The sequence below is a fragment of the Subtercola boreus genome (assembly GCF_003399645.1).
Taxonomy (GTDB): Bacteria; Actinomycetota; Actinomycetes; order Actinomycetales; family Microbacteriaceae; genus Subtercola; species Subtercola boreus_A.
The window spans coordinates 190708-217036 of the sequence record NZ_NBXD01000007.1 but is presented as its reverse complement, the minus strand read 5'-3'; the positions used below and the strand labels follow the sequence as shown (position 1 = coordinate 217036).

Annotated in this window: 20 protein-coding genes and 1 pseudogene; 13 read left to right on the top strand and 8 right to left on the bottom strand. The window is 68.9% G+C overall.

The features are described 5' to 3' along the window. Nucleotides 1-9 precede the first annotated feature (9 nt). Nucleotides 10-1194: an acyl-CoA dehydrogenase family protein gene (locus B7R24_RS03305; protein WP_116417736.1), complete on the top strand. Its 1185-nt coding sequence runs from the start codon at nucleotides 10-12 to the stop codon at nucleotides 1192-1194. Nucleotides 1195-1283: 89 nt separating this feature from the next. Then, nucleotides 1284-2717, top strand: a complete 1434-nt coding sequence (locus B7R24_RS03300) for an O-antigen ligase family protein (RefSeq protein ID WP_116417555.1) — start codon at nucleotides 1284-1286, stop codon at nucleotides 2715-2717. Between the two features lie 22 nt (nucleotides 2718-2739). Here B7R24_RS03300 and B7R24_RS03295 read toward each other — a convergent pair. From B7R24_RS03295 to B7R24_RS03260, 8 genes and pseudogenes are all read right to left on the bottom strand, one after another. After that, nucleotides 2740-3483, bottom strand: a pseudogene (locus B7R24_RS03295) (ABC transporter ATP-binding protein); the annotation flags it as partial. Further along, nucleotides 3483-4427 (bottom strand): ABC transporter permease, encoded by a 945-nt coding sequence (locus B7R24_RS03290; protein ID WP_116417553.1) that lies wholly within the window; start codon nucleotides 4425-4427, stop codon nucleotides 3483-3485. The gene B7R24_RS03290 and the pseudogene B7R24_RS03295, both read right to left, overlap by 1 nt. An 81-nt stretch (nucleotides 4428-4508) precedes the next feature. Then, on the bottom strand, nucleotides 4509-5957 hold the full coding sequence (locus B7R24_RS03285; RefSeq protein WP_172582688.1) for a glycosyltransferase: 1449 nt from the start codon (nucleotides 5955-5957) through the stop codon (nucleotides 4509-4511). Then, nucleotides 5954-7585 carry a glycosyltransferase gene (locus tag B7R24_RS03280; protein ID WP_116417552.1) on the bottom strand — a complete coding sequence of 544 codons (1632 nt, stop codon included), beginning with the start codon at nucleotides 7583-7585 and terminating at the stop codon, nucleotides 5954-5956. Before B7R24_RS03280 ends, B7R24_RS03285 begins: the two co-directional genes overlap by 4 nt. Then, nucleotides 7582-7851, bottom strand: coding sequence for a hypothetical protein (locus B7R24_RS03275; protein ID WP_116417551.1), 270 nt, complete (start codon nucleotides 7849-7851; stop codon nucleotides 7582-7584). Before B7R24_RS03275 ends, B7R24_RS03280 begins: the two co-directional genes overlap by 4 nt. Nucleotides 7852-7858: 7 nt before the next feature. Then, nucleotides 7859-8446 (bottom strand): GtrA family protein, encoded by a 588-nt coding sequence (locus tag B7R24_RS03270; protein ID WP_116417550.1) that lies wholly within the window; start codon nucleotides 8444-8446, stop codon nucleotides 7859-7861. Between the two features lie 110 nt (nucleotides 8447-8556). After that, complete coding sequence (locus B7R24_RS03265; RefSeq protein ID WP_116417549.1) at nucleotides 8557-10380, bottom strand: DUF4012 domain-containing protein; 1824 nt, start codon at nucleotides 10378-10380, stop codon at nucleotides 8557-8559. Between the two features lie 87 nt (nucleotides 10381-10467). Beyond that, a complete protein-coding gene (locus tag B7R24_RS03260) occupies nucleotides 10468-12396 on the bottom strand; it encodes a glycosyltransferase (protein ID WP_147303947.1) in 1929 nt (642 codons plus the stop codon). A 110-nt stretch (nucleotides 12397-12506) separates the two neighbouring features. On the opposite strand from B7R24_RS03260, the gene B7R24_RS03255 reads away from it, so the two are divergent. The 11 genes from B7R24_RS03255 to B7R24_RS03205 all read left to right on the top strand — a co-directional run bounded on the left by B7R24_RS03255 (nucleotide 12507) and on the right by B7R24_RS03205 (nucleotide 26307). Then, the gene (locus B7R24_RS03255) at nucleotides 12507-13493 is read left to right on the top strand and encodes a GDP-mannose 4,6-dehydratase (RefSeq protein WP_116417547.1); all 987 of its coding nucleotides are present in this window, start codon (nucleotides 12507-12509) and stop codon (nucleotides 13491-13493) included. Between the two features lie 5 nt (nucleotides 13494-13498). After that, entirely contained in the window at nucleotides 13499-14464 is a 966-nt protein-coding gene (locus tag B7R24_RS03250) for a GDP-mannose 4,6-dehydratase (RefSeq protein WP_116417546.1), read from the top strand. Between the two features lie 35 nt (nucleotides 14465-14499). Next, on the top strand, nucleotides 14500-15807 hold the full coding sequence (locus B7R24_RS03245; protein WP_253259952.1) for a glycosyltransferase family 4 protein: 1308 nt from the start codon (nucleotides 14500-14502) through the stop codon (nucleotides 15805-15807). Then, nucleotides 15804-16661 carry a glycosyltransferase family 2 protein gene (locus B7R24_RS03240; RefSeq protein ID WP_216363601.1) on the top strand — a complete coding sequence of 286 codons (858 nt, stop codon included), beginning with the start codon at nucleotides 15804-15806 and terminating at the stop codon, nucleotides 16659-16661. Before B7R24_RS03245 ends, B7R24_RS03240 begins: the two co-directional genes overlap by 4 nt. Next, entirely contained in the window at nucleotides 16658-18190 is a 1533-nt protein-coding gene (locus tag B7R24_RS03235) for an ArnT family glycosyltransferase (protein WP_116417545.1), read from the top strand. The genes B7R24_RS03240 and B7R24_RS03235 overlap by 4 nt, the downstream gene beginning before the upstream one ends. Before the next feature lie 109 nt (nucleotides 18191-18299). Beyond that, the gene (locus B7R24_RS03230; RefSeq protein ID WP_116417544.1) at nucleotides 18300-19511 is read left to right on the top strand and encodes a glycosyltransferase family 2 protein; all 1212 of its coding nucleotides are present in this window, start codon (nucleotides 18300-18302) and stop codon (nucleotides 19509-19511) included. Beyond that, nucleotides 19498-20973: a hypothetical protein gene (locus tag B7R24_RS03225; protein ID WP_116417543.1), complete on the top strand. Its 1476-nt coding sequence runs from the start codon at nucleotides 19498-19500 to the stop codon at nucleotides 20971-20973. Before B7R24_RS03230 ends, B7R24_RS03225 begins: the two co-directional genes overlap by 14 nt. Before the next feature lie 11 nt (nucleotides 20974-20984). Continuing rightward, a complete protein-coding gene (locus B7R24_RS03220) occupies nucleotides 20985-22880 on the top strand; it encodes a glycosyltransferase (protein ID WP_147303946.1) in 1896 nt (631 codons plus the stop codon). Beyond that, the gene (locus tag B7R24_RS03215; protein WP_116417541.1) at nucleotides 22873-23127 is read left to right on the top strand and encodes a hypothetical protein; all 255 of its coding nucleotides are present in this window, start codon (nucleotides 22873-22875) and stop codon (nucleotides 23125-23127) included. Before B7R24_RS03220 ends, B7R24_RS03215 begins: the two co-directional genes overlap by 8 nt. Then, nucleotides 23124-25133: a hypothetical protein gene (locus B7R24_RS17490; protein WP_172582687.1), complete on the top strand. Its 2010-nt coding sequence runs from the start codon at nucleotides 23124-23126 to the stop codon at nucleotides 25131-25133. Before B7R24_RS03215 ends, B7R24_RS17490 begins: the two co-directional genes overlap by 4 nt. Next, nucleotides 25126-26307: a glycosyltransferase gene (locus tag B7R24_RS03205; protein ID WP_172582686.1), complete on the top strand. Its 1182-nt coding sequence runs from the start codon at nucleotides 25126-25128 to the stop codon at nucleotides 26305-26307. The genes B7R24_RS17490 and B7R24_RS03205 overlap by 8 nt, the downstream gene beginning before the upstream one ends. Nucleotides 26308-26329 lie beyond the last annotated feature (22 nt).

Genomic DNA, 26329 nt, shown 5'->3' with positions numbered 1-26329 from the left:
GATCACACGATGACTTTCGAGCCTCTGGCCAGCGACTTCTTCGGCTACTCCGACCTCCTCACCGGCGAGGAGAAGGAACGCCTCGCCGCGCTCCGCGAGTACCTCGAGGCAGAGGTCAAGCCGATCGTGAACGACCTCTGGGAGAAAGCGGAGTTCCCGCACCAGGTGATCAAGAAGCTCGCCGAGCTCGGTCTCTACGAGTTCGCCTGGAAGGAGACGAAGACCTTCGAGAACTCGGCCGTGTTCCGCGGTTTCGTCGCCCTAGAGCTGGCGCGCATCGATGCCTCGGTCGCCACCCACGTCGGCGTGCACAACGGGCTCGCCATGGGTTCGATCAGCGTGGGCGGGTCTGAAGCGCAGAAGGCCGAGTGGCTGCCGAAGATGGCGACCGGAGACGTGGTGGGTGCCTTCGGCCTCACCGAACCCGATTCGGGGTCGGACTCGGCCCAGGGCCTCCGAACGGTCGCCACGCGCGACGAGGCGACCGGCGACTGGATCCTGAACGGCTCCAAGCGCTGGATCGGCAACGCGACCTTCAGCGACATCACCATCATCTGGGCGAAGTCGGCCGAAGACGGGCAGGTGAAGGGCTTCATCGTCGAGACCTCCAGCCCCGGCTACACCGCGACGAAGATCGAGGGCAAGCAGTCCTTGCGCATCGTGCAGAACGCCGACATCACGCTCGAGAACGTGCGGGTGCCGGAGTCGATGCGCCTGCACAACGCCAACAGCTTCCGCGACACGGCGAAGGTGCTGCGACTGACCCGGGCCGAGGTGGCGTGGGCTGCGGTCGGCAACTCGATCGGCGCCTACGACGCCGCCGTGCGCTACACGAAGCAGCGCGTGCAGTTCGGCAAGCCGATCGCCTCACATCAGCTCGTTCAGGACCTGCTCGTGAAGAGCCTCGGCAACATCACCGCGAGCCTGGGCATGGTGGTGCAGGTGTCGAAGATGCTCGACGCGGGAACGCAGCGCGATGAGCACTCCGCTCTCACGAAGGCGTATGCCACAGCGCGCATGCGCGAGACCGTGGCGTGGTGCCGCGAGGCGCTGGGCGGCAACGGCATCGTGCTCGAGTACGACGTCGCGCGGCATTTCGCCGACGCCGAGGCGCTCTACTCCTACGAGGGCACGCGCGAGATGAACACGCTCATCGTCGGCCGCAGCATCACGGGGTTCGCGGCCTTCGTATAACGATTCGTACGCTGGTCGGTAACGATTGGCGAACCGGGCGGTCATTTTCAGGAGTTTGTCGGCGACGCCCTGCGTAGCCTGAAGCCCTGATGACCACCCCCGACGACCCCCTGCTCACGACCCCGACACGGAGTGTGCCGGTTCAGGTCCCCACCGGCCCCTCCACGCGCCGCGGGCGTGCGGAGCCTCTGGCCGGCGTGGGCCCAGCTGAGCATCGACCGGCGGGCCGCATCCGTCTGGCGGGGTTCGTGCTGTTCACGGCGCTCGGGGCGGATGCCTGGCAGAGCCTTCTCGGCTGGCCGGCGTTCATCGTGCTGGTCACCGGCCTGTCGGTCGCCGCGGGCGTCGTTCTCGTTCAGAACGTGAGGCGCCTGCGGCTGCCCTGGATGCGCTACTCCAAACCGCTCGCCGCCTTCGTCGTGCTGTGTGCCGGCAGCTTCGTGTGGTCGCAGTACAACAGTGCGACCCTGCTCGGGGTGGGTGCGCAGCTGCTGGCGAGCGTCGCCGGGGTCTTCATCGCCCTCACGCTCACCTGGTCTGAGATCCTCACCGCCCTCGGTACGGCGCTCCGCTGGCTGCTCGGCCTCTCCCTCGTGTTCGAGCTGTTCACGGCCGTCTTCGTCGGGCATCCGGTCGGCGCCGTCTGGCTGTTCTCAGGCGGGCAGGGTGTGCCGCCCGACTACCAGTGGAGCACGGCGTCGCTGCTCGACGGCGGTCCGATCGAGGGCATCGTGGGCAACCGCAACCTGCTGGCGTTCCTGGTGCTGCTGGCGCTCATCGTCTTCGCTGTCGAGTGGGCTTCGAAGACGCGTGGGCCGATCTCGAGCGGAGCGTGGATCGGTCTTGCGCTGCTCGAGCACGGCCTCACCCGGTCGGCCACCGTGCTGATGGCGACCATGGCGGTGGGTTTCGTGCTGGTCGTCGCGCTGGCGATCAGGCGCGTTCCCGTCGCGCGCCGACTGTCGATCTATCCGTTCGGCATCGCCGGTGTCGTGGGGCTTGCCGTGCTGAGCGTGGAGCTCGCCGACCGGTTCTTTCCGCTGCTCGGGAGGAGCGATGACCTCACCGGCCGTCTCGCGATCTGGAACACGGTCATCGACCTGGCCTGGCAGCATCCGTTTCTCGGCTGGGGCTGGATCAGCTACTGGGCGCCGTGGGTCGAGCCCTTCAAGAGCCTGATCGTCATCGACGGCACGGTCTATCTGCAGGCGCACAACGCCTGGATCGACATCTTCCTGCAGCTCGGCGTGGTCGGCGTGTTCGTGTTCGGCTGCCTGATCGCCGCGACGGCGGTGCGCAGCTGGTGGATGGCCGTCGACCCGACACCCACGCCCGGGCCGACGGCCGGCGGCCGCCTGCACTACCGGGCGATCGCCCTGCTGCCACTGCTGCTGCTGACGGCGCTCGTCATCCAGAGTCTCACCGAGAGCCGGTTGCTCATCGAGGGCAACTTCCTGCTGCTTGTGCTGCTGGCGACGAAGGTCAAGTTCGACCCGCTGCCCGAGCCGCTGCCCGAGCGCTGAGCGCAGCTGCCCCCGGTCAGTGTTCGAACGACTCGCGGAGCGCGAGGATGCCCTCTGCAGCGGCCCCGTCGAACACCACATGCCCGTGGGAGAGCACCACGACCCGGTCGCACAGATCTTCGACCTGGCTCGCCGAGTGGCTGACGAGGATGATCGTTCGCCCCTCCTGCTGGAATTCCCGGATCTTCGCCATGCACTTCTCCTGGAACGGCTCGTCGCCCACGGCGAGAACCTCGTCGACCAGGAGGATGTCGGGGTCGACGTGCACCGCGATCGCGAACGCGAGCCGCACGTACATGCCCGAGGAGTAGAACTTCACCTGCGTGTCGATGAACTCCTCGATCTCGCTGAAGTCGACGATCGACTGGAAGTACTCGTCGGTCTGCTTGCGGCTGAGCCCGAGGATCGAGGAGTTCAGGTACACGTTCTCGCGCCCCGTGAGGTCGGGGTGGAAGCCCGCGCCGAGCTCGAGCAGGGCCGCGAGCCGGCCGCGCCGCTCGACCTTTCCGTCATTGGGCTGAATGATGCCGCCGAGCACCTTCAGCAGGGTGCTCTTGCCTGACCCGTTCGCCCCGACCAGGCCGATCGTGGTGCCGGCGGTGATGTCGAACGACACATCGCGAAGCGCCCAGAAGTCGTCTTTGTGCTTCTGCGAGCGCCCGAAGTTGACGATGCGCTCCTTGAGCGACTTCTCCTTGCGGATGACGAAGCGCTTCGACACGTTCGTCGCTCGCACCACCGTGGGTGCGTTGTGAAGGGCCGGCATCAGATCTCCTGGGCGAAGTTGCCCTGCAGGCGCGCGAAGATGCGCTGGGCGATGAACATAACGACGAGCCCGACGACGGCGGCCACCACGAGCCGCAGCTCCATGGAGGCGGGCCAGTCCTGCGGGGGGATCGTCTTGCCGTCGATGACCCGGGTCTGGTTGCCCGCCTGCCAGAGGCCCCGCTGGAAGGCGAGCATGGCGAGGGAGATCGGGTTGAGCAGGTACACGTCAAGCAGCCAGGTGTGCTGTTTCACCGCGGTCACGACGAAGCTCCACGAGTAGACGATCGGCGAGGCCCAGAACAGCAGCAGCATGACGACCTCGACGAGGTACTGGATGTCGCGGAGGTACACGTTGAGCGCCGAGAGCAGCACGGCGAATGCCACGCCCCAGATGAGCACGACCGCGATCGAGGCGGGCACGTACAGCAGGTTCAGCGAGACCGGGAACTGGCCGAGCACCAGGATGGCGGCGATCAGCACCAGCATCTGCACGAGGAAGTTGAAGATCGCCGAGCCGGTGGCCGCGAGCGGGAAGATCTCCCGCGGCAGGTAGACCTTCTTGATCAGCCCGCCGTTCGACACGATCGAGGCGGTTCCCGTCGAGATGGTCTCGCTGTAGAGACCCCAGAGCGTGAGGCCGGCGAAGACGAAGATGGCGAAGTCGGCGACGTTCCGTGCGGCGCCCAGCACCTGGCCGATGAACACGTAGTAGATGATCAGCTGCACGAGCGGCTTGATCAGGCTCCACAGGAATCCCAGGGCCGAGTCTTTGTAGCGTGACTTCAGCTCCCGCCTGATGAGCAGGTCGAGCAGTTCCCGGTGGGAGAAGATCTCCCTGACGGAGGTGACGAACCCGCCGACAGACCTGGGGCCAGCACTCGCCGACGCTTCAAAGGGAAGCTCGGCCAGACGCGCAGCCCTCACCTCGGCTTGAGTCGCCATACATCTCCTCGATACCAAACCACAGGACGCCAGGGCGCGTCCAACGCTAAATACTACGCGGTCGGGGCTGTGCGTCAGCCTCTACGCTCGCGTGGGGGCCTTCTCGAAGTAGTCCCAGAGTTCGGCCGCATAGTCGGCCCAGCCGCGGGCCGGGAGGTGCGCCGCCTCGGCGACGAGCCGGGCGTGCAGCTCGTCGTCGGTGAGGCCGGCGCGAAGCCCCCGGTACAGGTCGTCGTCGTCACGCGGGTCGACGAAGATCGCCCCGCCGAAGCCGGCGATCTCCTTCATGCTGCCGAAGTTCGAGGTCACCACCGGGGTTCCGGCCGAGAGCGACTCCCCCACCGGCAACCCGAAGCCCTCGTTCAGCGACGGGAACACGGTGACCCGGGCGAGCCGGTAGGCGCTCCAGAGCAGCGGATCGGAGATGGCCGAGATCGCGCGCACCGGCCGCCCCTCCGCCACCAGGCGATCGAGCTCCGCCCGGAACTCGTCGCCGTGCCACCCGTTGCCTCCGATGAAGACCAGCTGGAACACGACGCCCTCCCGCCAGAGCCGCTCCGCGGCGTAGAGCACCGCGAGATGGTTCTTTCGCGGCTCGTGGCTTCCGACGCAGACGACGAGCGGCGCATCGCCTCGAACCAGCTCGGCGCGAGCGAGGTCGAAGTCGGCCGGCGCCACCTCCTCGGCGACGCTCGGCAACAGGAGCGGCTCGATCTCCGGGCCTTCGAGACCGGCGCCGCTGAGCATCCTGCGCCAGCCCCGGTATTCGGTCGCTGCGGCGCCGGAGATCGTCGAGACCCGGTCGAAATGGGCGATGGCGGCGAGGTTGCGGGCAAAAGCTGCCGACATGCCGTCGCCGACCGTCTCAGAGGAGGTGAGCGGCACGCAGTCGAAGCCGATGACGCAGGTCTTGTTGCCCGAGAACTCGGCCAGGCACGAGATGCGGCCCGTGCGTTCACTCTCGATCGCGAGTTCGGGAAGGATGTACGTGCTCTGGAACGGGATCGTCAGTACCCGGTTCTTCGAGCGGGGAATGTTCGGCACCGAGCCGTAGAGCGCGTTCTGGCGCTCGGGGGCCGAGAGCCGGCGGAGGCCCAGGAAGCGCGGGTCCCAGCCCACGAGTTCGATCTCGCGGCCCTTGGACCACTCGACGATGGTCTGCCGCACGACGCGCTGGATGCCCGTGGCGAGCCCCGTTCGCGCGGTGTGGTGAACGTCGACAATCACGCTGTCGCGCACGATGCGCACGGTGACGTTGCGGTTCGGCGCGAGCGGCCGCTTCGCGCGCGCGACCACCTCGTCGAGCGCCGCCCGGGTGCCGATCAGCCTCGCCGCCCGCCGGAACTGTTCGAACGACGTCGACTCGGGGAGCTCGGCCGCGATCGTCGCCTGCGCGAGCCACAGCAGGGCGGTGTCGGTACCGAGTGCCGGCGCGAGACGGTCGAGATGTTCGGTGATGCCCGATGCCCCCTCCAGCCCGAGGGTGTCGGCCAGGGTGGCGAGTCGTGCCAGAAGAGCGGATGTGCTCATGATGTCTCTTTCAAAGGCTCGAGGAGTTCGTTCCAGAGGTCGCTGGCGTAGTCGTCCCAGCTGCGCGGCACGCGGGCGCGGGCTTCGGCGGCGAGTCGTTCCCGCTCGGCGGGGTCGCCGAGCAGCCGGCGCATGCCCCTGATGATGGACTGGTCGTCTCGCGGATCGACGGTGAGGCATCCCCCGCCGTCGGCGATCTGCTGGGTGCTGCCGAAGTCGGAGGTGATCGACGGAACGCCCATGGCGAGGGACTCGGCGACCGGCAGGCCGAAGCCTTCGTGGGTGGAGGGGAAGACGGTGAAGTACGCGTCGCGGTACGACCGGGCGAGCACCTCGTCACCGGCGCCGCGCAGCACCTCGACCGCGAAGCCCGCCCGCCGTAGGCGGCGGCACTCCCGGTCGATGATGCGGGTGTAGTCGGGGCGGCCGCCGCCGATCATCCGGAGCCGGAAGGAGACGCCCTCACGCCAGAGGGTCTCGGCGGCGAAGAGCACGGCGAGCAGGTTCTTGCGCGGCTCCTGGTTGCCGACGATGAGCACGAGGGGGGCCGGATGCGCGTCGTCAGCACCCGCGGAGCCGGCGGCCGGGTCGCGTGCCGCCCCGGGCGCGGGCAGCCTCTGCCCCGGGCTCTCGACCGCGAGCGTGACGCAGCCCACGTGCGGCCCGGTCACGCCCTGCGCCGACACCGCACCGACGAAGCCCCGGAATTCGTCTGCCGCCGATGCACTGATCGCGGCGATGCGCGTGGCGTTCTTGACCACCGTCAGGTATTTCGCGAACTTCTCGCTCTCGATCGGCATGATCGCGTCGGCACTGCCGATCGGAATGGTGTCGTAACCGATCATCGCGACCCTCGAGCCCGAGAACCGGGCGAGTGAGGCGAGCGGCGCCCAGAGCCCTGCGTGAGCGACCTCCGGCAGGATGACGGTCGTGTGCCAGGGCACGACGAGCGTCGGGCGGGCGGGCGGGGTGCCGGTCGGAGCATCGGGGCTCGGTGAGCGTCGGGCGGAAGGACCCTCTGCGCGATAGGCGTTCCAGTCGACCACACGGCGTCGCTCAAGCGGGGTCAGTTCCCGGAACGCGTCGTCGCCCTCGCTCCAGCAGGCGAACCGCACATCGTGCACACCGTTCCAGCGCGACATGGTCTCACGCACGACGCGCTGGATGCCCGTGTTGTGGTCGTAGCGGGCGCAGAAGTCCACATCGGCCACCGCCGACACGCTCTCGACGGTGAGGTCGTAGCCGAGCGACTCGAGGCGCTCGGGAGACTGGTACACGGCCTCGAGGACGGCCGCGAGGGCGAACTCGGGCGAGGCCACCCCGAGTGCGCGGCGGGCCCGCAGCACGAGGTCGGTGTGGGGAAACGAGGCGGTGAGGGCCACGAGCAGCAGCCACAGCTCGTCTTCACAGCGGTTCTGCCGCACTCGGCGCGCGAGCACATCGGCGACGACGCCCGAGCCGCGGGCGATGAGCGCGGCGGTCGCGTCCGACGCCTTGTGTGCACCCGGTGCCGCGCGCGCGCTGTCGCCGAGCAGCACCTCGGCCACCACGCCCAGTCGGCGCCCGAGTGCCTCCCGCAGGGCTTCGGATGCCCGTTCCGGCACCACCGGCGAGAAGAGCTCCGTCACGGAGTGCTGCCCCGACGCCCGCTCGATCCGGGCCGGTTGAGCTGCGCCTCGCGCACCGCACGGAGGGGCTTCGTCACCTTCCACGACAGCGTCTGCTGCATCGACTCGACGGCGTGCGACTCGTACACCTCGACGGAGAGCCAGCGATCCAGCGCGCGGTTCGCGATCTGGTCGAGTTCTTTCTGGAGCCTGAGGCGTTCGGCCTCGAGCGCGCCGATGCGGTTCGTCAGGTCGGTCGGGAACGATTCAGCGGGATCTTCTGGCACCGCACAATTATAGGCGGCGCTTCTTCGCCGCCACGTCGGCCGCAGCGTAGTCGTCGTCTTCGAAAATCGCTGCGGCGCCGGCCTCGGCCTGCTCTTCGGCACCGACCACGGTGTTCGAACGGTGGTGTCCGAAGACCCAGTAGCGGTAGAGCAGAAAGCGGAAGAGGGTCGCGAGCGCCGTGCCGATGAACTGGCCCGAGATGTTGTCGGCGAGCAGCGACGTGAAGCCCAGCACGTAGTGCGAGATCCACAGGCAGAGCAGATTGATGAGCAGGCCGGAAACGGCGACGACCGCGAACTCGAACAGTTCGCGGAGGTAGTTCTTGCGCCGGTGCTCCCTGAACGTCCAGTAGCGGTTGCCGAACCAGGTGACGATGGTCGCGACCGCCACGGCTGCGACCTTCGCCCCGATCGGGCCCGAGAGCAGGTGCGCCTCGCCCAGTCCGCCCACCCGGAGCCAGTTGAAGATCGCGAAGTCGACGACGAAGCCGACGCCGCCGACGACCCCGAACTTCAGCGCGTAGCGCAACAGCTTGTCCCAGAAGGCCGACGCGAGGTTCGAGAGCCGGGAGGGTTCGGAGGTGCGATCAGCCATGGCTCCGCTCCTGCCTCTCGGTCTTCTGCCCACCGTCGACCCGGCGGGCTGTAGTCATGTTAGCCGCCGACCGGCGCAGCCGGCGAAAAGAGAGGGGTCGGCGGATGCGCTCACTTGCACCCGGCGGCATCGACGGCGACCGCCGTCTGGTTGATCATGGGCGTGGTCTGCAGCACCGGCGTGCCGTAGCTGCCGGCCGCTCCGCTGTATGTGAAGGTGACGGTGTTCGTCTCGCCGGGCGCCAGATCGACAATGGCCCGGCCGACGGGGCGACCGAGATCTTCTGCAGAGGAACGGCTCGAACCTCCCACGCTCGAATCCCCCACCGTGGTCGACGTGATGCTCGCGCCGACCGGCCCGTAACCGTAGACCTCAGTGCTGAACTTTCGGCCCTTGAAGTTCTGGCCGACCACGTAGAGGGGCAGGTTCTGGGCCTCTTCCTGGGTGATCGTCGAGTGCAGGATGATGGTCTCGGTGAAGGTCGGGTTGTTCGGGTTCGTGCAGACGTCGGTCGAGAGATTCACCTTCGTCTCGAGGTAGAAGTCGGTCTTCGAGACGGTGACGTCCCTGAAATAGGCGCCCACCAGCGTCTGCTTCGCGTTGTCGGTCGGCAGCACTCCCTCGAGCTTCGTTCCCTTGAGCAGCGCCTCCTCGTCGGCGTTGGCACTCCAGGCCATCAGATTGCCGGTGTTGATGCTCTTCTCGACCGCGGCCAAGAGCTTCGTCGGGTCGGTGTTGGTGGTGACCAGTCCGGTGAAGATGCTCTTCGCGGCGCTGGCGAAGAAGAGGTCGGTCTCATCGCCGATCTGGCTGTTCGGGTAGCGCAGGTAGACGTCGTGCAGCAGCAGCGCCACGGCGTTGTCGGCCGAGATCTGATCGTCGGGCATCCCGTCTGTTCCCGGGATGGTGATCGGACCGGTCGCCCCGAGCACGTCGGCGAGCGCGAGCGGATCGACCGAGATGACGCCGTCGATCGTGTCGGGGGTCTTGTACGTGTTCCAGAAGGCCTTGATCGTGAGTGCGGCCGTGGGAAAGTCGGGGCGGCTGGTCGACCAGTTCAGCGTCGACACCACACCCGGGGCGAAGATGTTCTTGATGTTCTGGTCGATGTCCCTGACCGGTCCGTCGGTGATCGGGAAGTCCTGGCTCGAGGCCTGGTCGGTGATGGCGAACGAGCCGTTGTCGACGGTGAGCATCGAGATCGAGGCCGGCCCACCGCCCAGCGCTGTGGTCTCGGCGTTGTTGAGGAACGCCAGCAGGTAGTGCCTCGGGCCGTTCATGCCCACGATGCCTTCGACGGTGGCGACCGTGCCGCGCACCTTCACGATCTGGTCGTGCGCCTTGGCAAGCGCGTTCACCATCGTGGTCTTCGCCGATCCGACCTGGCCGATCGTGTCGGCCGTGTCGATCGTCTGCAGGCTGCCGGTCGTGACGACGATGGCGGTGTCAGCGGCCTGCAGGGTGGCGTCGCCGGTGCGCAGCAGCTCGACGTTCAGCTTTCCGTCGACGGGCTTGAGAGCATCCGGAGTCAGCGTCTTCGAGAAGTCGACCACCGGCAGCAGGGCCTGGGTGCTGAGGTCGTCGAGCGAGTCGGTGAGCTGCCTCACCGCGGTGAGGTTCGGCCCCACCGAGGGCACGTTCTCGGCGAGCTTGTAGAGCGGGTCGTTCGTATGGCTGCGCGCATCGCTGACATTCGCCGCGAAGGCGTTCGCCGAGGCCGTGAGCGCGCGCACATCGAGGGAGGTCAGATTGGCCTGGATGTCGCTGACCGAGCCCTGGGCCTTCTCCAGGGAGTCCTTCGCCTGTACGGCCTGGTAGGCGACCCAGCCGATGATGCAGGCCAGAGCCACCAGCAGGCTGATGACGACGATGATGACGATGGCGACGACGCGACGACGGGTCGACCAGGGCTTCCGTCGTCGGCGCGGGCGCACCTCAGTGGGAGTCAGTGAGGCGTCGATGTGGTCACTCCTGGTGCTCGGTTTTCGAAGATCATCACTGTAGCAACCCGAAACCGGGAATCAGCTTCCAACCAGTCGGCGTCTGACGACTTTCCATGCCGCCTGCGAGGCCGGGCCGACGCCCATCTCACGCGAGCGGGCGACGAAGAAGCGTGCGAGGGGCACGACCTTCTTCGCCTGGCTGATTCGGGAGTTCTCTTTCGCGTAGGCGGTGGCGATGTCGGCACGGGCGGCCTGGAACCAGGTGTCGAGCGCGAGCTGCAGGGTGGCGGAGGGTACGGGCTCGGCTGGTGCAGGGGGCTCCGGATGCTCGGCGGCGGCCGCAGCATCCGCCCCCAGCGCCTGCTGCACCGGCACCACCAGATCGCTCCAGAGCTCGGCCGCGTAGTCGTTCCAGGTGCGGAACGATCGCCTCTCGGCCTCCGCCCGCAGCCGGGAGTACAGCTCGTCGTCGGTGAGCAACCGCTCCATCGCGAAACGCACCGCCTCGTCGTCACGGGCATCGACCGTGAGACAGCCGCCGCCCTCCGCCGCCTCCTGGAGACTGCCGTGGTTCGACGTGATGACGGGCACGCCGAGGGCGAGCGACTCGGCGACCGGAAGGCCGAAACCCTCGTGCAGTGACGGAAAGACGGTGAAGCGAGCCTCGCGGTACGAGTCGAGCAGAACGGCATCGCTCGTCCCGCGCAGCACCTCGATGGCGACACCCTTCTTCTGCAGTGGTCGCAGCTCGGCATCGAACGCCGCGATGCCCGGGCCACTGCCGCCTCCGATGAACCGCAGGCGAAACCGGATGCCGGCTTCCCACAGCTGCCCGGCAGCGAACACGATGGCGCTGTGGTTCTTGCGCGGCTCCTGGCTGCCGACCACCAGCACGAGAGGCCATCCCTCTGTGGCCGTGCCGACAGACGAACGCACCGCCGCACGCACCGCCGGACGCGCCGGAAGCGCGGTGGGCGGGTTCATCGCCAGCGGAACGGCCGTGACGGCGGGGCCGGGCAGGCCCTGGGCGCGCACGGCATCGACGAACCCGGCGTACTCGGTCGCCGCCGATGCGCTGACGCCGGCGACGCGGGCGGAGTGCTTCACCACGGTGAGGAAACGGGCGAAGCGCTCGATCTCCCCCGGATCCTGGCTCTGGGCGCTCACGATGGGAATGGCGTCGTGCCCCACGATCGCGACCCCGTTTCCCGACACCGCCGCGAGCGCGGCGAGCGGGGCGGCCGTCGCCAGCTGGGCGACCTCGATCTCGACGACCACGCTCGACACCGGAACCACGACGACCTCGCGCACGTCGCCGTGGAACGCCCGCTCCACGCGCTCGGCGCCGCTGAGGCTCGAGTAGTTCGCCCAGTCGACGACCCGGTCGACCTCCCGGCCGGCCAGGCGACGCATCGCGGTGCCCTCCTCGTTCCAGCAGACCAGAGTGAGCTCCCGGTCGGCGTTCCAGCGCGATGCGGTCTCACGCAGCACCCGTTGCACCCCGGTGTTGTGATCCGAGCGACCGCTGAAGGTGGCATCGATGACGACGGCGTTCGCCACGACCTCGATACGGGCCTCCGGAGCCGGTGACCGGCGGATGATCGGAGCCAGGCCCTCCAGCAGGGCAGCGAGCACACCGAGGGTGTCTGCCGGGTCGGACCGGGAGAGGCTGCGGCGCACGGCGGCGTGTTCGTCGATCGTCGGGAACACCGCGGTGAAGCCCACGATGGCGAGCCAGAGGTCGGCGTCGCGCCTCGACTGGCGCACCGTCGAGGCGATGTGGGCAGCGAGCCCGCCGGCCGCCGGAGGGTGCGCCGGGGACCCCCCGGAACCGCCCGCCGACCCCCGGGAACCGCCCGCCGACCCCTCGGAGCCGGCACTCTCGACGGCGACCCCGAGGTGCGGGGCGATCTGTCGCAGACGGGCTTCGAGCCCTACCGTCTGGGCGCTTCGGGGCACCGATCGGCCAGTGCTGGCGGGCCTGTCGGCCTCGGTCGGAGCATCCACCATGGAATACTAGTTGATCGACCCCCGCGCTATCATGGGCTGTCGTTGGCGCCCGGGCTCCGGCCCGACCCCGCTTCGACACCGAGGTCAGCTTCGACGATAAGGAAACCATGCCCCGCGCTCTCATCACCGGAATAACCGGCCAGGACGGCCTCTACCTGGGAGAACTGCTCCTGGCGAAGGGGTATGAGGTGTACGGCCTGATCCGCGGCCAGAACAACCCCAAGCGTGCTCTCGTCGAGGCCACCCTGCCCGGTGTGAAGATCCTCACCGGCGACCTCACCGACCTCTCGAGCCTGATCCGCGCGCTCGAGGCCTCGAAGCCCGATGAGTTCTACAACCTCGGCGCCATCTCCTTCGTCGCCTACTCATGGGAGAACGCGAGCCTCACGACCGAGGTCACCGCCAAGGGCGTGCTGAACGCCCTCGAAGCCGTGCGTCTCTACTCGGGTGACAACCCCCGCAAGGTCCGCTTCTACCAGGCCTCCTCGAGCGAGATGTTCGGCAAGGTGCAGCAGGTCCCCCAAGACGAAGACACCCTGCTCTGGCCGCGCTCGCCCTATGGCGTGGCAAAGGTCTTCGGCCACTACATGACCATCAACTACCGCGAGTCGTACGGCATGCACGCCTCCTCCGGGGTGCTGTTCAACCACGAGTCGCCGCGCCGCGGCCCCGAGTTCGTCACCCGCAAGGTGTCGCAGGCGGTCGCCCGCATCTCCCTGGGCCTGCAGGAGAACATCGTGCTGGGCAACCTCGACGCGCGCCGCGACTGGGGCTTCGCCGGCGACTACGTCGAGGCGATGTGGCTAATGCTGCAGCAGGAGGAGGCCGACGACTACGTCATCTCCACCGGCGAGACGCACTCCATCAGGGAGCTGCTCGAGAAGGCGTTCGCCGTGGTGGGCATCACCGACTGGCAGAAGCACGTCGTGCAGAACCCCGAGTTCATGCGACCCGCCGAGGTCGACCTGCTCATCGGGTCGAGCGCCAAGGCGACCGCGAAGCTCGGCTGGAGCCCGAAGGTCGACTTCGAACAGCTCGTCACGATGATGGTCGAGAACGACGTCATCGAGCAAAAAGCCCTCGCCAGGCTGTAGAGCCCGTGCCAGTCGCCCTCGTCACCGGTATCTCCGGGCAAGACGGCTCCTACCTCGCCGAATCGCTCCTCGCTGACGGCTACGAGGTGCACGGTGTCGTTAGGAACGCCACCGAAGAGAACCTGCGCACGCTCGGCGACCCGTCGAACCTCACGCTCCACAGCACCGAGCTGCTCGCTCCGGATGCTCTGGAGAACCTCGTGCGTGAGGTGAGGCCCGACGAGCTGTACTCCCTCGCGGCCGTTTCGTCGGTCGCTGCCTCGTGGAGTTCGCCCGTCGAGACCGGGGCCATCAACGGGCAGGTCGTCGTGCGGCTGCTCGACGCAGCATTCCGCCTGCAGGAGGACGGGCATCCGGTGCGCGTGCTGCACGCCTCCAGCGCCGAGATCTTCGGCCAGGCCGCCGAGACCCCGCAGGTCGAGACCACGGCGATCAGCCCCTCATCGCCGTACGGCGCTTCGAAGGCCTACGCGCACCTCTCCGTCGGCGTCTTCCGCCAGCGCGGGCTGCACGCCTCGAACACGGTCCTGTACAACCACGAGTCGCCGCGTCGGCCCGAGAACTTCGTCACCCGCAAGATCACCGCCAGCGTGGCGCGCATCAGCCGCGGGCTGCAGCACGGCATCGAGCTCGGAAACCTCGACGCTCGGCGCGACTGGGGCTGGGCGCCCGACTACGTGAACGCCATGCGACTGGCGGTGGCGGCGCCCGAGGCTGGTGACTTCATCGTGGCCAGCGGGGTCTCGCACACGATCTCCGACTTTCTCGCCGCCGCCTTCGGACATGTCGGCATCACCGACTGGGAGGGCCTTGTGAGCGTGAACCCCGAGTTCGTCAGGCCGGTCGACCCCGCCGAACAGCTGGGCGATGCGTCGAAGGCCCGCCGGGAGCTCGGCTGGCAGCCGACGGTCGACTTCGAGACCCTGGTGGCGCGCATGGTCGAGCACGACCTCGAGCTGCTGGGCGGGTGAGCGCGGGCCGCGTGGCACCGGGCGAGCACCTCAGGGTGCCGACCCCGACGGGCGAGCACCTCCGGGTGCCGACCCCGACGGGCGAGCACCTCAGGGTGCCGACCCCGACGGGCGAGCACCTCAGGGTGCCGACCCCGACGGGCGAGCACCTCAGGGTGCTCTTCGACGCGACCGCCATTCCCGCCGACCGCGGCGGGGTGGGGCGCTACGTCGAGAGTGTCGTCGCCGAGCTGGTGCTCGCCGGGGTTCCGCTGGCCGTCGTCTGCCAGCCGCGCGACCGCGCCTGGTTCGAGGCCGCGGGGGTCACGCGGGTGATCGAGATCGCGGGCTGGGGTGGCCGGGCATCCGGTCGCCTGCTCTGGGAACAGCTCGCGCTGCCCGGAATCGCCCGCCGCGCCGGGGCCCGCGCCATCCATTCGCCCCACTACACCTTTCCCGTCTTCACCCGCCGCGCGCGCATCGTGACCGTGCACGACCTCACCTTCTTCAGCGCACCCGAGGTGCACGGCCTGATGAAGCGGGTCTTCTTCCGCAGCTGGATCCGCGCGGCGAAGCTCGCCCGCGCCACCGTCGTCACCCCGAGCCAGACCACAGCAGACGAATACGTGCGGGTGACCGGTGCGCCCGCGACCCGGGTGTTCGCCGCGCCGCTCGGCTACGACTCCAGCGTCTTCCACCCGCCGACCCCGGCCGAGGTCGAGAGGTTCGAGGCCTCTCTCGAGCGCCCGGTTCCGGCGGGCTGGATCGCGTTCCTCGGCACCCTCGAACCCCGGAAAAACGTCTCCGCGCTGGTTCGCGGTTACGTCGGGGCGACGAAAGCCCGTCCGCCCGCCGAACGCCCGGCCCTGTTGATCGCGGGCGGCGCGGGGTGGGACGAGACGGTGGCCGGCACGGTCTCCGAGGCGCTCGAGGCCGGCTTCGACATCCGGATGCTCGGGTACCTTCCCCTCGAGAAGGTGCGCTCCCTGCTCGGCGGCTCGCTGCTCACCGCCTATCCGAGTCTCGGCGAGGGCTTTGGCCTGCCCGTGCTGGAGGCGATGGCCTGCGGATCGTGCGTGCTCACCACACGGCGCCTCTCGCTGCCCGAGGTGGGCGGGGCGGCTGTCAGCTACACCGATGTCGACTCGGCTAGCATTGCCGAGGCTCTGGCGCGGCTTCTCGACAGCCCGTCGGAGCGGGCGGAGCTGGGCCTCGCCGGCCGGTCGCGGGCCGCACGGTTCACCTGGGCCGCCTGCGCTGCCCGGCACGTGCTCGCCTACCGCAGCGCGCTGGGGCTGCCCGGTTCCGCAACCGCGAGCGATACCCCCGGGATGGCCGGCGACAGCCGAGAGGAGACAGCGTGAACGGCACCGCAACACTGGTCGTGGTGAGCTATTTCTCCCGCCACGATGTGGTCGCCTGCCTCCGTTCGGTGCCCTTCGCGAGCATCCGGCCCCCGCAGGTGCTCGTTGTGAACAACGCAGCGACGGATGACCTGCAGGGCGTTCTCGAACCGTTCGGTGACACGACTCTGCTGGAGCCCGGCGCGAACCTCGGTTACGGCGGGGCGGTCAATTATGCCGCCGCCCGGCTGACCGATGACACCGAGTGGATTCTCGTCACGAACCCCGACGTGGAGTTCAGCGCCGGCAGCATCGACGAACTGCTGGCCGTCGCGCAGAGCGATGATCGCATCGGAGTCGTCGGCCCGCGCATCACGAACGACGACGGCACGATCTACCCCTCGGCCCGAGACCTGCCCTCGCTCACCGTCGGCGCCGGCCACGCGGCGCTTCACCGGGTCTGGCCCGAGAACCCGTGGTCGAAGAGGTACCTGCGGGCCGACAAGTCGAAGACTCCCGGCACCCAGCCGCTCGCCTCGGGCTGGCTCTCGGGTGCCTGCCTGCTCGTGCGGCGCACGGCCTTCGAGCAGGTCGGCGGCTTCGACGACCGCTTCTTCATGTACTTCGAAGACGTCGACCTCGGCGAGCGCCTCGGCAACGCCGGGTGGAGGGTGCTCTACGTGCCGAGCGCGAGCGTGCACCACGCCGGCGGAACGTCGACCCGCGACCACTCCGCTGCCATGCAGCGCGCGCACCACCGCAGCGCCTACCAGTACCTCGCCAAGCGCTACCACCAGTGGTACTACCTCCCGGTTCGGGTGGCACTGCGGGTTGGCCTCGCGGCCCGGGCCGCCGCTAGCCTGAGGGCATCATGACCGCTGCCCCGACGACGAGTGTCGCACCGCGCCAGACGAGCCGCCTGCGGGCCGTCGAACACCGGGCATCCACCTTCGCCTTCTGGGTACTGCTCGCGGTCGGGCTGGCGCTTCGTATCGTGCTGCTGTTCACGAACAGCTTTCGCGTCGACTCCGACAATGCGGTCGTCTATCTCATTGCGAAGCACTTCTCCGAGGGTGACGTCGCATGGTTCTTCTGGGGCCAGACCTACGGCGGAACCCTGCTCGAAATGGTCGCGGGCGCCGCGATGGTCGTCTTCGGCACCCACGTCGAGGTGCTCTCGATCGTCGGAGCCCTCTTCTTCGTCGTCGCCACCCTGCTGGTGCGGCAGATCGCGACGGAGGCGTTCGGCCGTCGGCTCGTGGGCAACGTGGCCGGCGTACTGTTCTGGTTTCCCGGCTACTGGATGCAGCGGGTCGGCACCAGCGAGCCCGGTTTCTACGGCCCCAGCCTGATGCTCGGCCTCCTGACGATCTGGCTGGTACTGCGGGGCGACCGGCGGAAGAGCCATCTGCAGTGGGCGCTGATCGGCCTCGCCGCGGGCCTCGCCCTCTGGCAGTCGCCGATGGGTATCGCGATCGCCGCCCCGGCCGCGCTCGTCGCGGTGATCCGGCAGTTCTCCCCCACGAGGTACCTGGTCGGAATCGCCGCTGCCGTGCTCGGCGCCCTGCCCTGGATCATCGTCTTCCTCACCACGGCGACCGCGGTCAAGCCGCAGCGGGACACCCCCATCGCGCTGGTGAACTTCGTCGCCTTCTTCTCGCGCATGCTGCCCGGGGTGCTGTCGTTCACGCACACCCCGTCGGCGCCCGGCCCGGGCTCGACGTCGAGCGCGATCGTGCGGTACCCCGTGGCGATCATCGCGGTCGCGCTCATCGTGATGCTCCTTGTGCTGGCTATCACGAAGCGCAGTTGGTGGCTCGGCACACTGGTCGCCTCGACCGTCACCGTGGTGGTCGTGGTCGTGCTCGGCACCGGGCTCATCCTCGAGGTCGACTCCGTGCGATACGCGATCTTCGTGCTGCCGGCGATCACCATCGGCATCGCGTACGTCGTCACTCTCGTGCCTCTGGCGGGCCTCGGGGCGATGGCGGTCGCCGTCGCGTTCACGGTCGCACAGGTGCTGATCATCTTTCCCGACCTCAGGGTCAGCCGTGCCGAATCGTTCATCGTGGGCAACATCTCGGTGCTCGGCGACTACCTCGAGGCGAACGACATCACGGGTGCGTATGCCGACTACTGGGTGTCGTACTCGGTGACCGCCGAGACCGGCGAGCGGGCCGAGGTCGCCGCGCTGTCGGGGCCGCGCCGGTACGCACCCTACGAAGACACCGCCCAGGCCGCTCCCAGGGCGACGGTGATCGTGCTGCGCGACAACGACAACGACCGGATGCTGCAGACCGACGCGTCGCTGCCGCCCAGCGTTCGCACCGAGGTCGGCGACTACGCCGTCTACTCGTTCGCCCAGCCCTTCGACGCCTACAGTTACGCATGGGCGCTGTACTGAGCGCCCAAGCGGTGATGGGCACCGCAGCCGCACCGCCGCCCGCAGCCGCACCGCCGCCCGCAGCAGCACCGCCCCCCGCAGCATCCGCCGCACCGAGAGGATCCCGCGAATGACCCGCATCGACTTCGAGGCCGTCGACCAGCCGACCTGCAGCATCGTCATCCTCGCGTGGCGTCTGACCGACATCCTGCTCGACTGCCTCGCCTCCATCCGGGCCTCTGAGGGGGCGCCCTCCTACGAGGTGGTCATCGTGCTGAACGGCGCCGACCCGGCTGTGCGCGACACCGTCGCCCGGGAAGTGTCGGGAGCGGTCATCGTCGACCTGCCCCACAACGTCGGCTTCGGTGGCGGGTGCAACGCCGGGGCAGCAGATGCCCGGGGAGAGTCCCTCGTCTTTCTCAACGACGACACCGTGGTCGACCCGCACTGGCTCGCGCGCCTGCACGGGGCGGCGGGTGAAGCGCCTCGCGCCGTTGCGAGTCTGCTCCTGAACGTCGACGGAACCGTGCAGGAGGCCGGCTCACGGGTGCTCAGCGACGCCGTCACCGTGCAGCTCGGCCGCGACCTCCCACTCGTCGAGGCCCGCGACACGGGCCTGCTCGAGCAGCGCTCCGTCGACTACGGGTCGGCCGCCGCACTGCTGGTTCCGGCCGACGCCTTCAGGGCGGCCGCCGGTTTCGACCCCGCCTTCGAACCGGCCTACTTCGAAGACGTCGACCTGCAGTTCCGTCTCAGGGCGGCCGGCCTCGACGTGGTGTTCGAGCCCGCCGCTCGCGTGACGCACCTCTCGGGAGCGTCCACCTCCGCCTCGCATGCCTTTCGCGACTGGGCCTACGCGCACGCACTGCCGGTCTTCGTCTCCCGGTGGTCGACCGTGCTGGCCAATGCACCGGCCGAGGATGCCCCCCTCGAGGCGCTCTGCCCCATACCCCTCGACGCCGCTCTGGCGAACGGCGGCCGTACCCTGCCCACCGCCGAGCAGATCAGGAGCGGCGCGGCCGACACCGCCCTGGCGATCGCCCGCGGCTTCGGCTTAGACACCGGGCTCCGCTACGACACACTGATCGCCGACTACCAGCGGGTCGAGGCGCTGTACCTCGCGACAGAGGCCCGTTACGGCGAGCAGGTCGCCGAACTCAGCAGGCACCTCACTGCCCATGTGAACCGGGTCGCGCAGCTCGAGTCCGAGCTCGGCTCCCTGCAGGGTGAGACCGGCCGGCTCAACGCGCGGTTGCACGACCTCGACAGCCGCGGTCCGGTCGGGCTCGCTCGATGGCAGGCGGGAAAGATCCTCGCGAAACGCGGCCATGGGCAGGCATAACGACACTCCGCGCTGGAACATCTCGACAGTTCTGTTCTGGGGCCTGTTCGCCCTGGGGTTCGCCTATCGGGTGCTGCTGCTGTTCACCACCGACTACGCGATCAACTCCGACAACGCGGTCGTGCTGCTCATCGCGAAACAGTTCTCCGAGGGCCGGGTCAGCCTGTTCTTCTGGGGCCAGAACTACGGCGGCACCCTGGTGTCTCTCGTCGCCGGAGCCCTGATGGTGCCGTTCGGCTACCATCCGGAGGTTCTGGCCATCACCAGCATCGCCTTCTTCGCCGTGGTCACGCTGCTGGTGCGGAGCATCGCCACGCACGCTTTCGGCCGACCCGCAGGCGATGTGGCGGGCATCCTGTCGTGGTTCAGTGGTGTGTGGGTGATGCTTCTGAGCATCAGCGAGCTGGGCTTCTACGGGCCGAGCCTGGCGCTCGGGCTCGGTACCATCTGGCTGGCGCTCCGCGGCGAGCGGCAGAAGAGCTACCTGCAGTGGGCGCTGATCGGCCTGGTCGCGGGCCTCGCGCTCTGGCAGTCGCCCGCCGGCATCGCTCTGGCGGCCCCGGGCGTGATCGCCCTGCTGATACGGGATGCCCGGCCGCTCCGCTGGCTCGTGGGCGTCGCCGCGGCGGCGCTCGGCGCTCTGCCGTGGCTGTGGCTGTTCGCCACGGCCGACAGCCCACTGAAGCCGCAGAGCACGGGATCGGGCATCCACTGGGAGAGCTTCGTCACTGTATTCACCGAGGTCGTACCGGCGGAGTTCAGCGTGACTTCGCATCTGCTGCGGGTGACGATCGGAGTGCTCGCCGTCGCCCTCCTGGTGCTGCTCGTGGTGTCGGCGGTGACGCGCCGAAGCTGGTGGCTGGGTACGCTCGCCGCCAGCTCGGTGTTCGTCATCGTGGTGACGGTCGTGGGCCCGGCAGTCGTGCTGCGGGCGGATTCCGTGCGCTACACCGCCTTCCTCGTTCCCTACCTCGCCGTGATGCTCGGCTGGCTCGTGACCCGGGTGCGTTTCGCCGGCTGGGCGGCCATGGTGCTGGCGGCCACGGCCACGATCACGCAGACCATCGTCACCGAGCCCGCCGGCCCGTTCGAATTCCAGACCCGCGACCGCTACATCGTCGGGCCGATCGAAGACCTCGGTGACTACCTCGAGTCGGCGAACGTGAGTGCTGCCTACGCCGACTACTGGATCTCGTTCTCGCTGGCGGCCGCCACCGCCGAGCGGGTGACTGCCGGGCCCATCCCGAACTCCGCCCCGACCCGCTTCGAGCCCTACCAGCTGGCGGCCGCGGCAGCCTCGAAGACCACCTTCGTCGTCATTCTCGGGCACGAAAACGACACCATGCTGCAGGCCCAGGCGGCCCTGCCCGCCCACACCCGCACAGAGGTCGCGAACTACTACGCCGTGTACACCTTCGACGCACCCTTCGACCCTCAGGGTCTCAGTTGGCAGGTGTACTAACGTTGGGTTCCGTGCCTGCGAACCTTCACGACGACCGTTCGAGCGACGCGACCAGCGAAGCCGCCGCGACGAACGAGCAGCTCATCCTCCGGGTGCGCATGCTGGGTCGGCGCCTCGAGCGGGCAGAGAACGAAGCCCGCGACCTCCGTCGTTCGGGTGGCGGCGGCGGTTCGCCCACCTCAGACGGCCGTGCCGACGCCCTGCAGCGCCGCATCGACGAACTCGAGAGCAGCACCTCCTGGCGGGTGGCGAAGTACCTGCGCGAAGCGAAGACCCTCTCAGCCAGGGCCCGCCCGGTCGCGGCACGCCTGGCACGCGGGCGCCTGTCGGCGGGCTCGGACGGCGCTGCCGCCGGCGCGACGGATGCCTCGCCCGCACCCGCCCCGACCGCGGGGCTCCGAACGGGCGGCGCCTTCAACTACTTCTCGAGGGAGGCCGACGAGGCCCTTCTGCAGAGCCGACTGCGCGTGGTCGCCGCGGGGCTCGGTCTCGCTGTCGCGCACTCCGACGACACCAGCCCGGTGACCCCCGAGGAGCGCCTCGAGGCCGAGGCGCCACGCACGCGGTCGGCGTGGTGGCTCATCGCGGTGGGCTACCTCGGCTCACTCCCCTCCGACGATCTGCTCGAACTGCTGCTCGACGACGCGGAGGCCGGCCGGCTGGAGCTCGCATTCGCCCGGCTCCGCTCCGCGCGGGCGCAGTCGACCGGGCAGTGGCAGGTGACTGCACCGCTCCGGCTCGTCGAAGGCCCCCTCATCGATGCGACCTTCGCCGCCACGACAGCCCTCCACACCGGCGTGCAGCGGGTCGTGCGCAACACCGTCCCCGTCTGGGTGCAGCGTGCGGGTGACGCGACGCTTGCCGTTCTCGACCCCGCCGCCCGGGCCTGGCGTGCGCCCACCGGCGCCGAACGGCACCGTCTGCTCGAGTGGGACGACTCCCTGCTCGGCCGCGAACCGGCCGGTGACGACGCGTTGCCGAGCGAAGTGCTCGTACCGTGGCGCACCGTGGTCGTCATTCCCGAGCTGAAGCCGAAGGGCGACCTCGAATCCCTCCGCGCGATGGCGTCCAGCGGCGCCAATGAACTCGCAGCCATCGTCTACGACCTCATCCCGGTCTCGGCGGGCGAGTTCGTCCCCGAGGGCGTCACGGCGAGCTTCGGCACCTACATCTCGATGATCAAGTACTCCACCCGCGTCTCGGCGATCTCCGAGAGTGCGGCCGTGGAATTCGAAGCGATGGATGCCGTCTTCCAGGCCCAGGGCATCCGGGGCCCGCTCGTGCGAGCCCACCAGCTGCCCCTCGTGCCGCCGCCGCCCGCGACAGACCCGGGCCGAATCACGGCTCTCCGCCGCAGTCCCGATGTTCCGCTCGTGCTGCAGGTCGGATCGATCGGCCCCCACAAGAACCAGCGCGCAACCCTCGCCGCGGCCACCGCGCTCTGGGATGCGGGAACGGAGTTCGAGGTCATCTTCGTCGCCCCCAACTCCTGGGACTCGGGTGACTTCGCCCTGGGCATCCGGGAGCAGCAGGAGGCCGGCCGGGCCGTCTCGGCGGTCAACGGCATCAGCGAAGAGCAGCTCTGGGCGCTCTACCGTGCGGCGCACGTCGTGGTGCTGCCCTCCTACGTCGAGGGGTACGGGCTACCGATCGCCGAGGCGCTCTCGGTGGGAACGCCCGTGATCACCAGCGACTTCGGCAGCATGGCCGAGATCGCCCGCGGCAACGGATCGCTGCTCGTGGCTCCCCGCGATCATCAGGCCCTCGCCGCGGCGCTCTCCACGGTGTTGACCGACACCGCCGCGTACGCCCGGCTGAAGAGCGAGGCAGAGGGCGTGGTGCCCTCGAGCTGGAGCGCGTACGCGGATGCGGTGTGGGCGTGGCTGTCGAGAGGCGAGGATGACTGACCCGACGGGTTCCCCGGCCGCGAAGGCCCACGGGCTTTCGGACGATACCGCACTGCAGCGGGAGCACAGGCGCGCGGTGGCGGCCGAGGCGGCCCTCGCCGAGCTGCGCCGCCGCTTCGCGGTGCTGGAGCTCCGCAACCGGGAGCTGTCGGGCATCCTCGACGCCCTCAGCCGCCGCGGGCGCCTCGAAAGCTCCGAGACGCCGGTGGCGCCCGAAACACCCGCCGCAGAGGAGCACGCAGAGTGACCGACTTCCTCAGCCCCGACGAGCTCTCGTTCATCGACACCGCCCACCTCAACTACTGGGTCGGCGAGACCGCTCCCCTTCCCGGATTCGTCACCTCACGCGACGTCGTCGACCTGAACCGTGACTTCCGCGTCGACTCCGACCTGCACGGCACCTTCGACGGCGTCTTCTACGTCGAGCACGACCTCGGCGACGTGAAGCAGTGGCGGCAGGTGCTCGACGAGCTGCTGCATCTGCTGAACGGCAGCGGCACCCTCGTGCTCAGGTACACCCCGTTCCCTTACTTCGGCACCCACGAACTGATGAACGCGATCCGGGCGTTCACGGGCGGTGCGGTCGAGGTGCTCTTCGCCCGGCAGTGGCCCGGGCATCCGTCGAAGGTGATCGGGCTGACGCTGTCGGCACCGGCCAGGCGGCGCTCGCTCGACCTCTTCACGTTCGGGCTCATCGTCGACGGCCGCTTTCCCGAGCGCCTGACCCGGTTCGTCGACAGCGTGCTGGCCATCGACGGGCTCGACACGATCGACTACGAGATCCTGGTCTGCGGCCCCGCCGGCAGCACCGACCACATCGACACCCGGCTCGCCAACATCCGACTCGTCGAACAGGATGCCAGATTCAGCACCCTGGGGTGGATCACCCGCAAGAAGAACCTGCTCGTGGCCGAAGCCCGGGGCGATCTCATCCTGCTCGCGCACGACCGGTACTCGGTGCGCTCCGACTTCCTCACCGCGCTCCGCGAGTACGGGCCCGACGTCGACGTGCTCGTACCGACCCAGCTGACGAGCGACGGTTTCACGTATCCGTCGAGGGTCGCGACATCCGGAACCTGGGACCTGCGGAGCCTCGGCGAACTCGAGGTGGGCGACTACACCCCGACCATGTACATCAACGGCGGCGTGCTGATCGCCAGCGTCGACGTTCTACGCGCCACGCCCTACAACGAACTGCTGTTCTGGGCCGAGGCCGAAGACGTCGAGCTCACGCGGCGACTCGAGGCCGCCGGCGTCGTGCCACGGTTCTCCCAGAACGTCGTGGTGATCACCGACCTGACCCGGGGCGACCAGGTCTCGGTCTTCCAGCGCCTGCCGTTCGAGTCGTCGTACGTCTCGCCGACCGAGCGCGGGCCGCGGTACGCGCCGGGCTCGGGGTTGGCGTTCGGGCAGTCGACCGACCCCGCCGTCTTCGCCCGGCGCGGCGTCGCGTTTCCGCACTACTGGTCGCGAAGCGGTGCGGGCCTGGTCTGGTCGGCCGACCACGCCCCCGAGTTCGTCATCCGCCCGGAGGTGCCCGAGAGTCGCGGCAATCGCCGATGGACGCTGACGCTGGGGTTCAGCGCCGGCCCCGGCGGCGCCGGTTCGGGGTGGGCCGAGGTGCTCGTGAACGGTCGCCGCGCCCCTCTGGCAGCCGTCGACTCGAGCAGCGGCGCTTCGCTTGCCGAGCTCACCTTCGACGTTCCCGAAGACATCGGCATCGACGGGCGCAACTTCGCCGTGCAGCTGGCGAGCGGGATGCCGCACGGCGTCGCCCTGCGGTCGCTGCGGCTCGATGTCGACACACCGACCCCCGAGCTGCCGCTCACCCTCGATCTGGGCGCCGAGGTGTCACGTACCGACGCGACCTTCTCGGGCTGGGGCGAGCCGGAGAACTGGGGACGATGGTCGTCGGGCCGCTCCTGCTCCATCCACATCCCCATCCGGGCCAGGCGTCCGGGCGCGACCCTGGTCGTCTCGTGCGATCTGCAGGCGTACATCCCGCTCCGCACCGGCGAGCAGCGCGTCATCGTGAAGATCGCCGGCATCCCGCTCGACATCTGGAGCATGACCTCGGGCGAATTCCGGTGGCACTCGGTGCGCATTCCGGCGGCGAGGCTCACCCGCGACTGGGTCGACCTCACCTTCGAGGTCGCCTTCCCGACCTCCCCCCACGAGGAGACCGGAGAAGGAGATGTCCGGCGCCTGGGTGTCGGCATCCGTACGCTCTCGATCAAGGAGGCCCGTGGCTGAGCAGGGCACCGACCCGCGGCGCGCACTGCTTGTCGTCGAGCCGCGCTTCGCCGTGGAGCACGTAGGCGTGCGGCGGGTGATCGCGGACTACTGGCAGAGACTTCTCACCCGCGGCTACACGGTCGACCTCGGCGTCGTCTCGGCCGGGCACCTGCACCGGGTCTCCGGCCCGGCCGCCGACGAGACCCTCGCCGCGATCACGACGCGGCACGGCGAGAAGACGGCCCGCACCGGCGTGCTCGACTTGGCGGAGGCGCTCGAGCTGCGCATCGACACCGCGGGGTACGACGTGTCGATGCTGACCAACCCGTGGCTCTGCGACCAGCTGATGCCGCACCTGCGCTTCACGCACGGGGTGGTCTACGACCTCGTGCCGAACCTCCTCGCCGCGCAGGCCCTCGACTTCGGAACACCGAACTGGGTAGCCGCCGGGTTCGCCCACTCGCACCACCGCGGGTTCCAGTTCTTTCTCGACAGCGTCGAGACCATTCTCTGCATCAGCCAGAGCACGCGCTCCGACTTTCTGCGCTACTACACCCCCGACGACGTGGCGAGTGTGGTGGTCGACATCCCGTTCGACGTCGATCGGTACCTGGCTGAGCAGGGCGAGACGTCTCCGGATGCCGGCGCACCGCCCGCGGCTCCGGATGACCGAACCGACGTCACCCGTGTGCTGCTCGTCAACGTGCTCGACCCGCGCAAGAACATTGCCCAAGTGTCGAAGGCGCTGGCCGAGGTCAGTGCGCGCATGCCGCTCGTGATCGACATCGTCGGCAGCAACCGGTTGCCCCCCGAGCTCTCACCGAAGCAGTTCCTGAAGCAGCTCGCGTCGGGCGGAGCCACGGTGACGTGGCACGAGAACGCTCCCGATGATCTGCTCACTGCGCTCTATCAGAGCTCTGACGTTCTGCTCTTCCCGTCTCTCTACGAAGGGCTCGGGCTCCCCATCCTCGAGGCCCAGTCGTTCGGCACTCCGTGCATCTCGTCGAGCGGGTCATCGCTCGGCGAGGTCAACCTGAACCCCGCCCTGTACGTCGACCCACGCGACCCCGGCGACATCGCCCGGGTGCTGGCCGCGTTCATCGCCGGCGAGTCCCGTGTCACGCGCGGCGAGTCCCTCGCTGACCTGACCCGCACGTTCCTCGCCGCCAACCGCGGCTTCGACCCGCGCTGAGCGCCGGACAGGACCGAGGTGC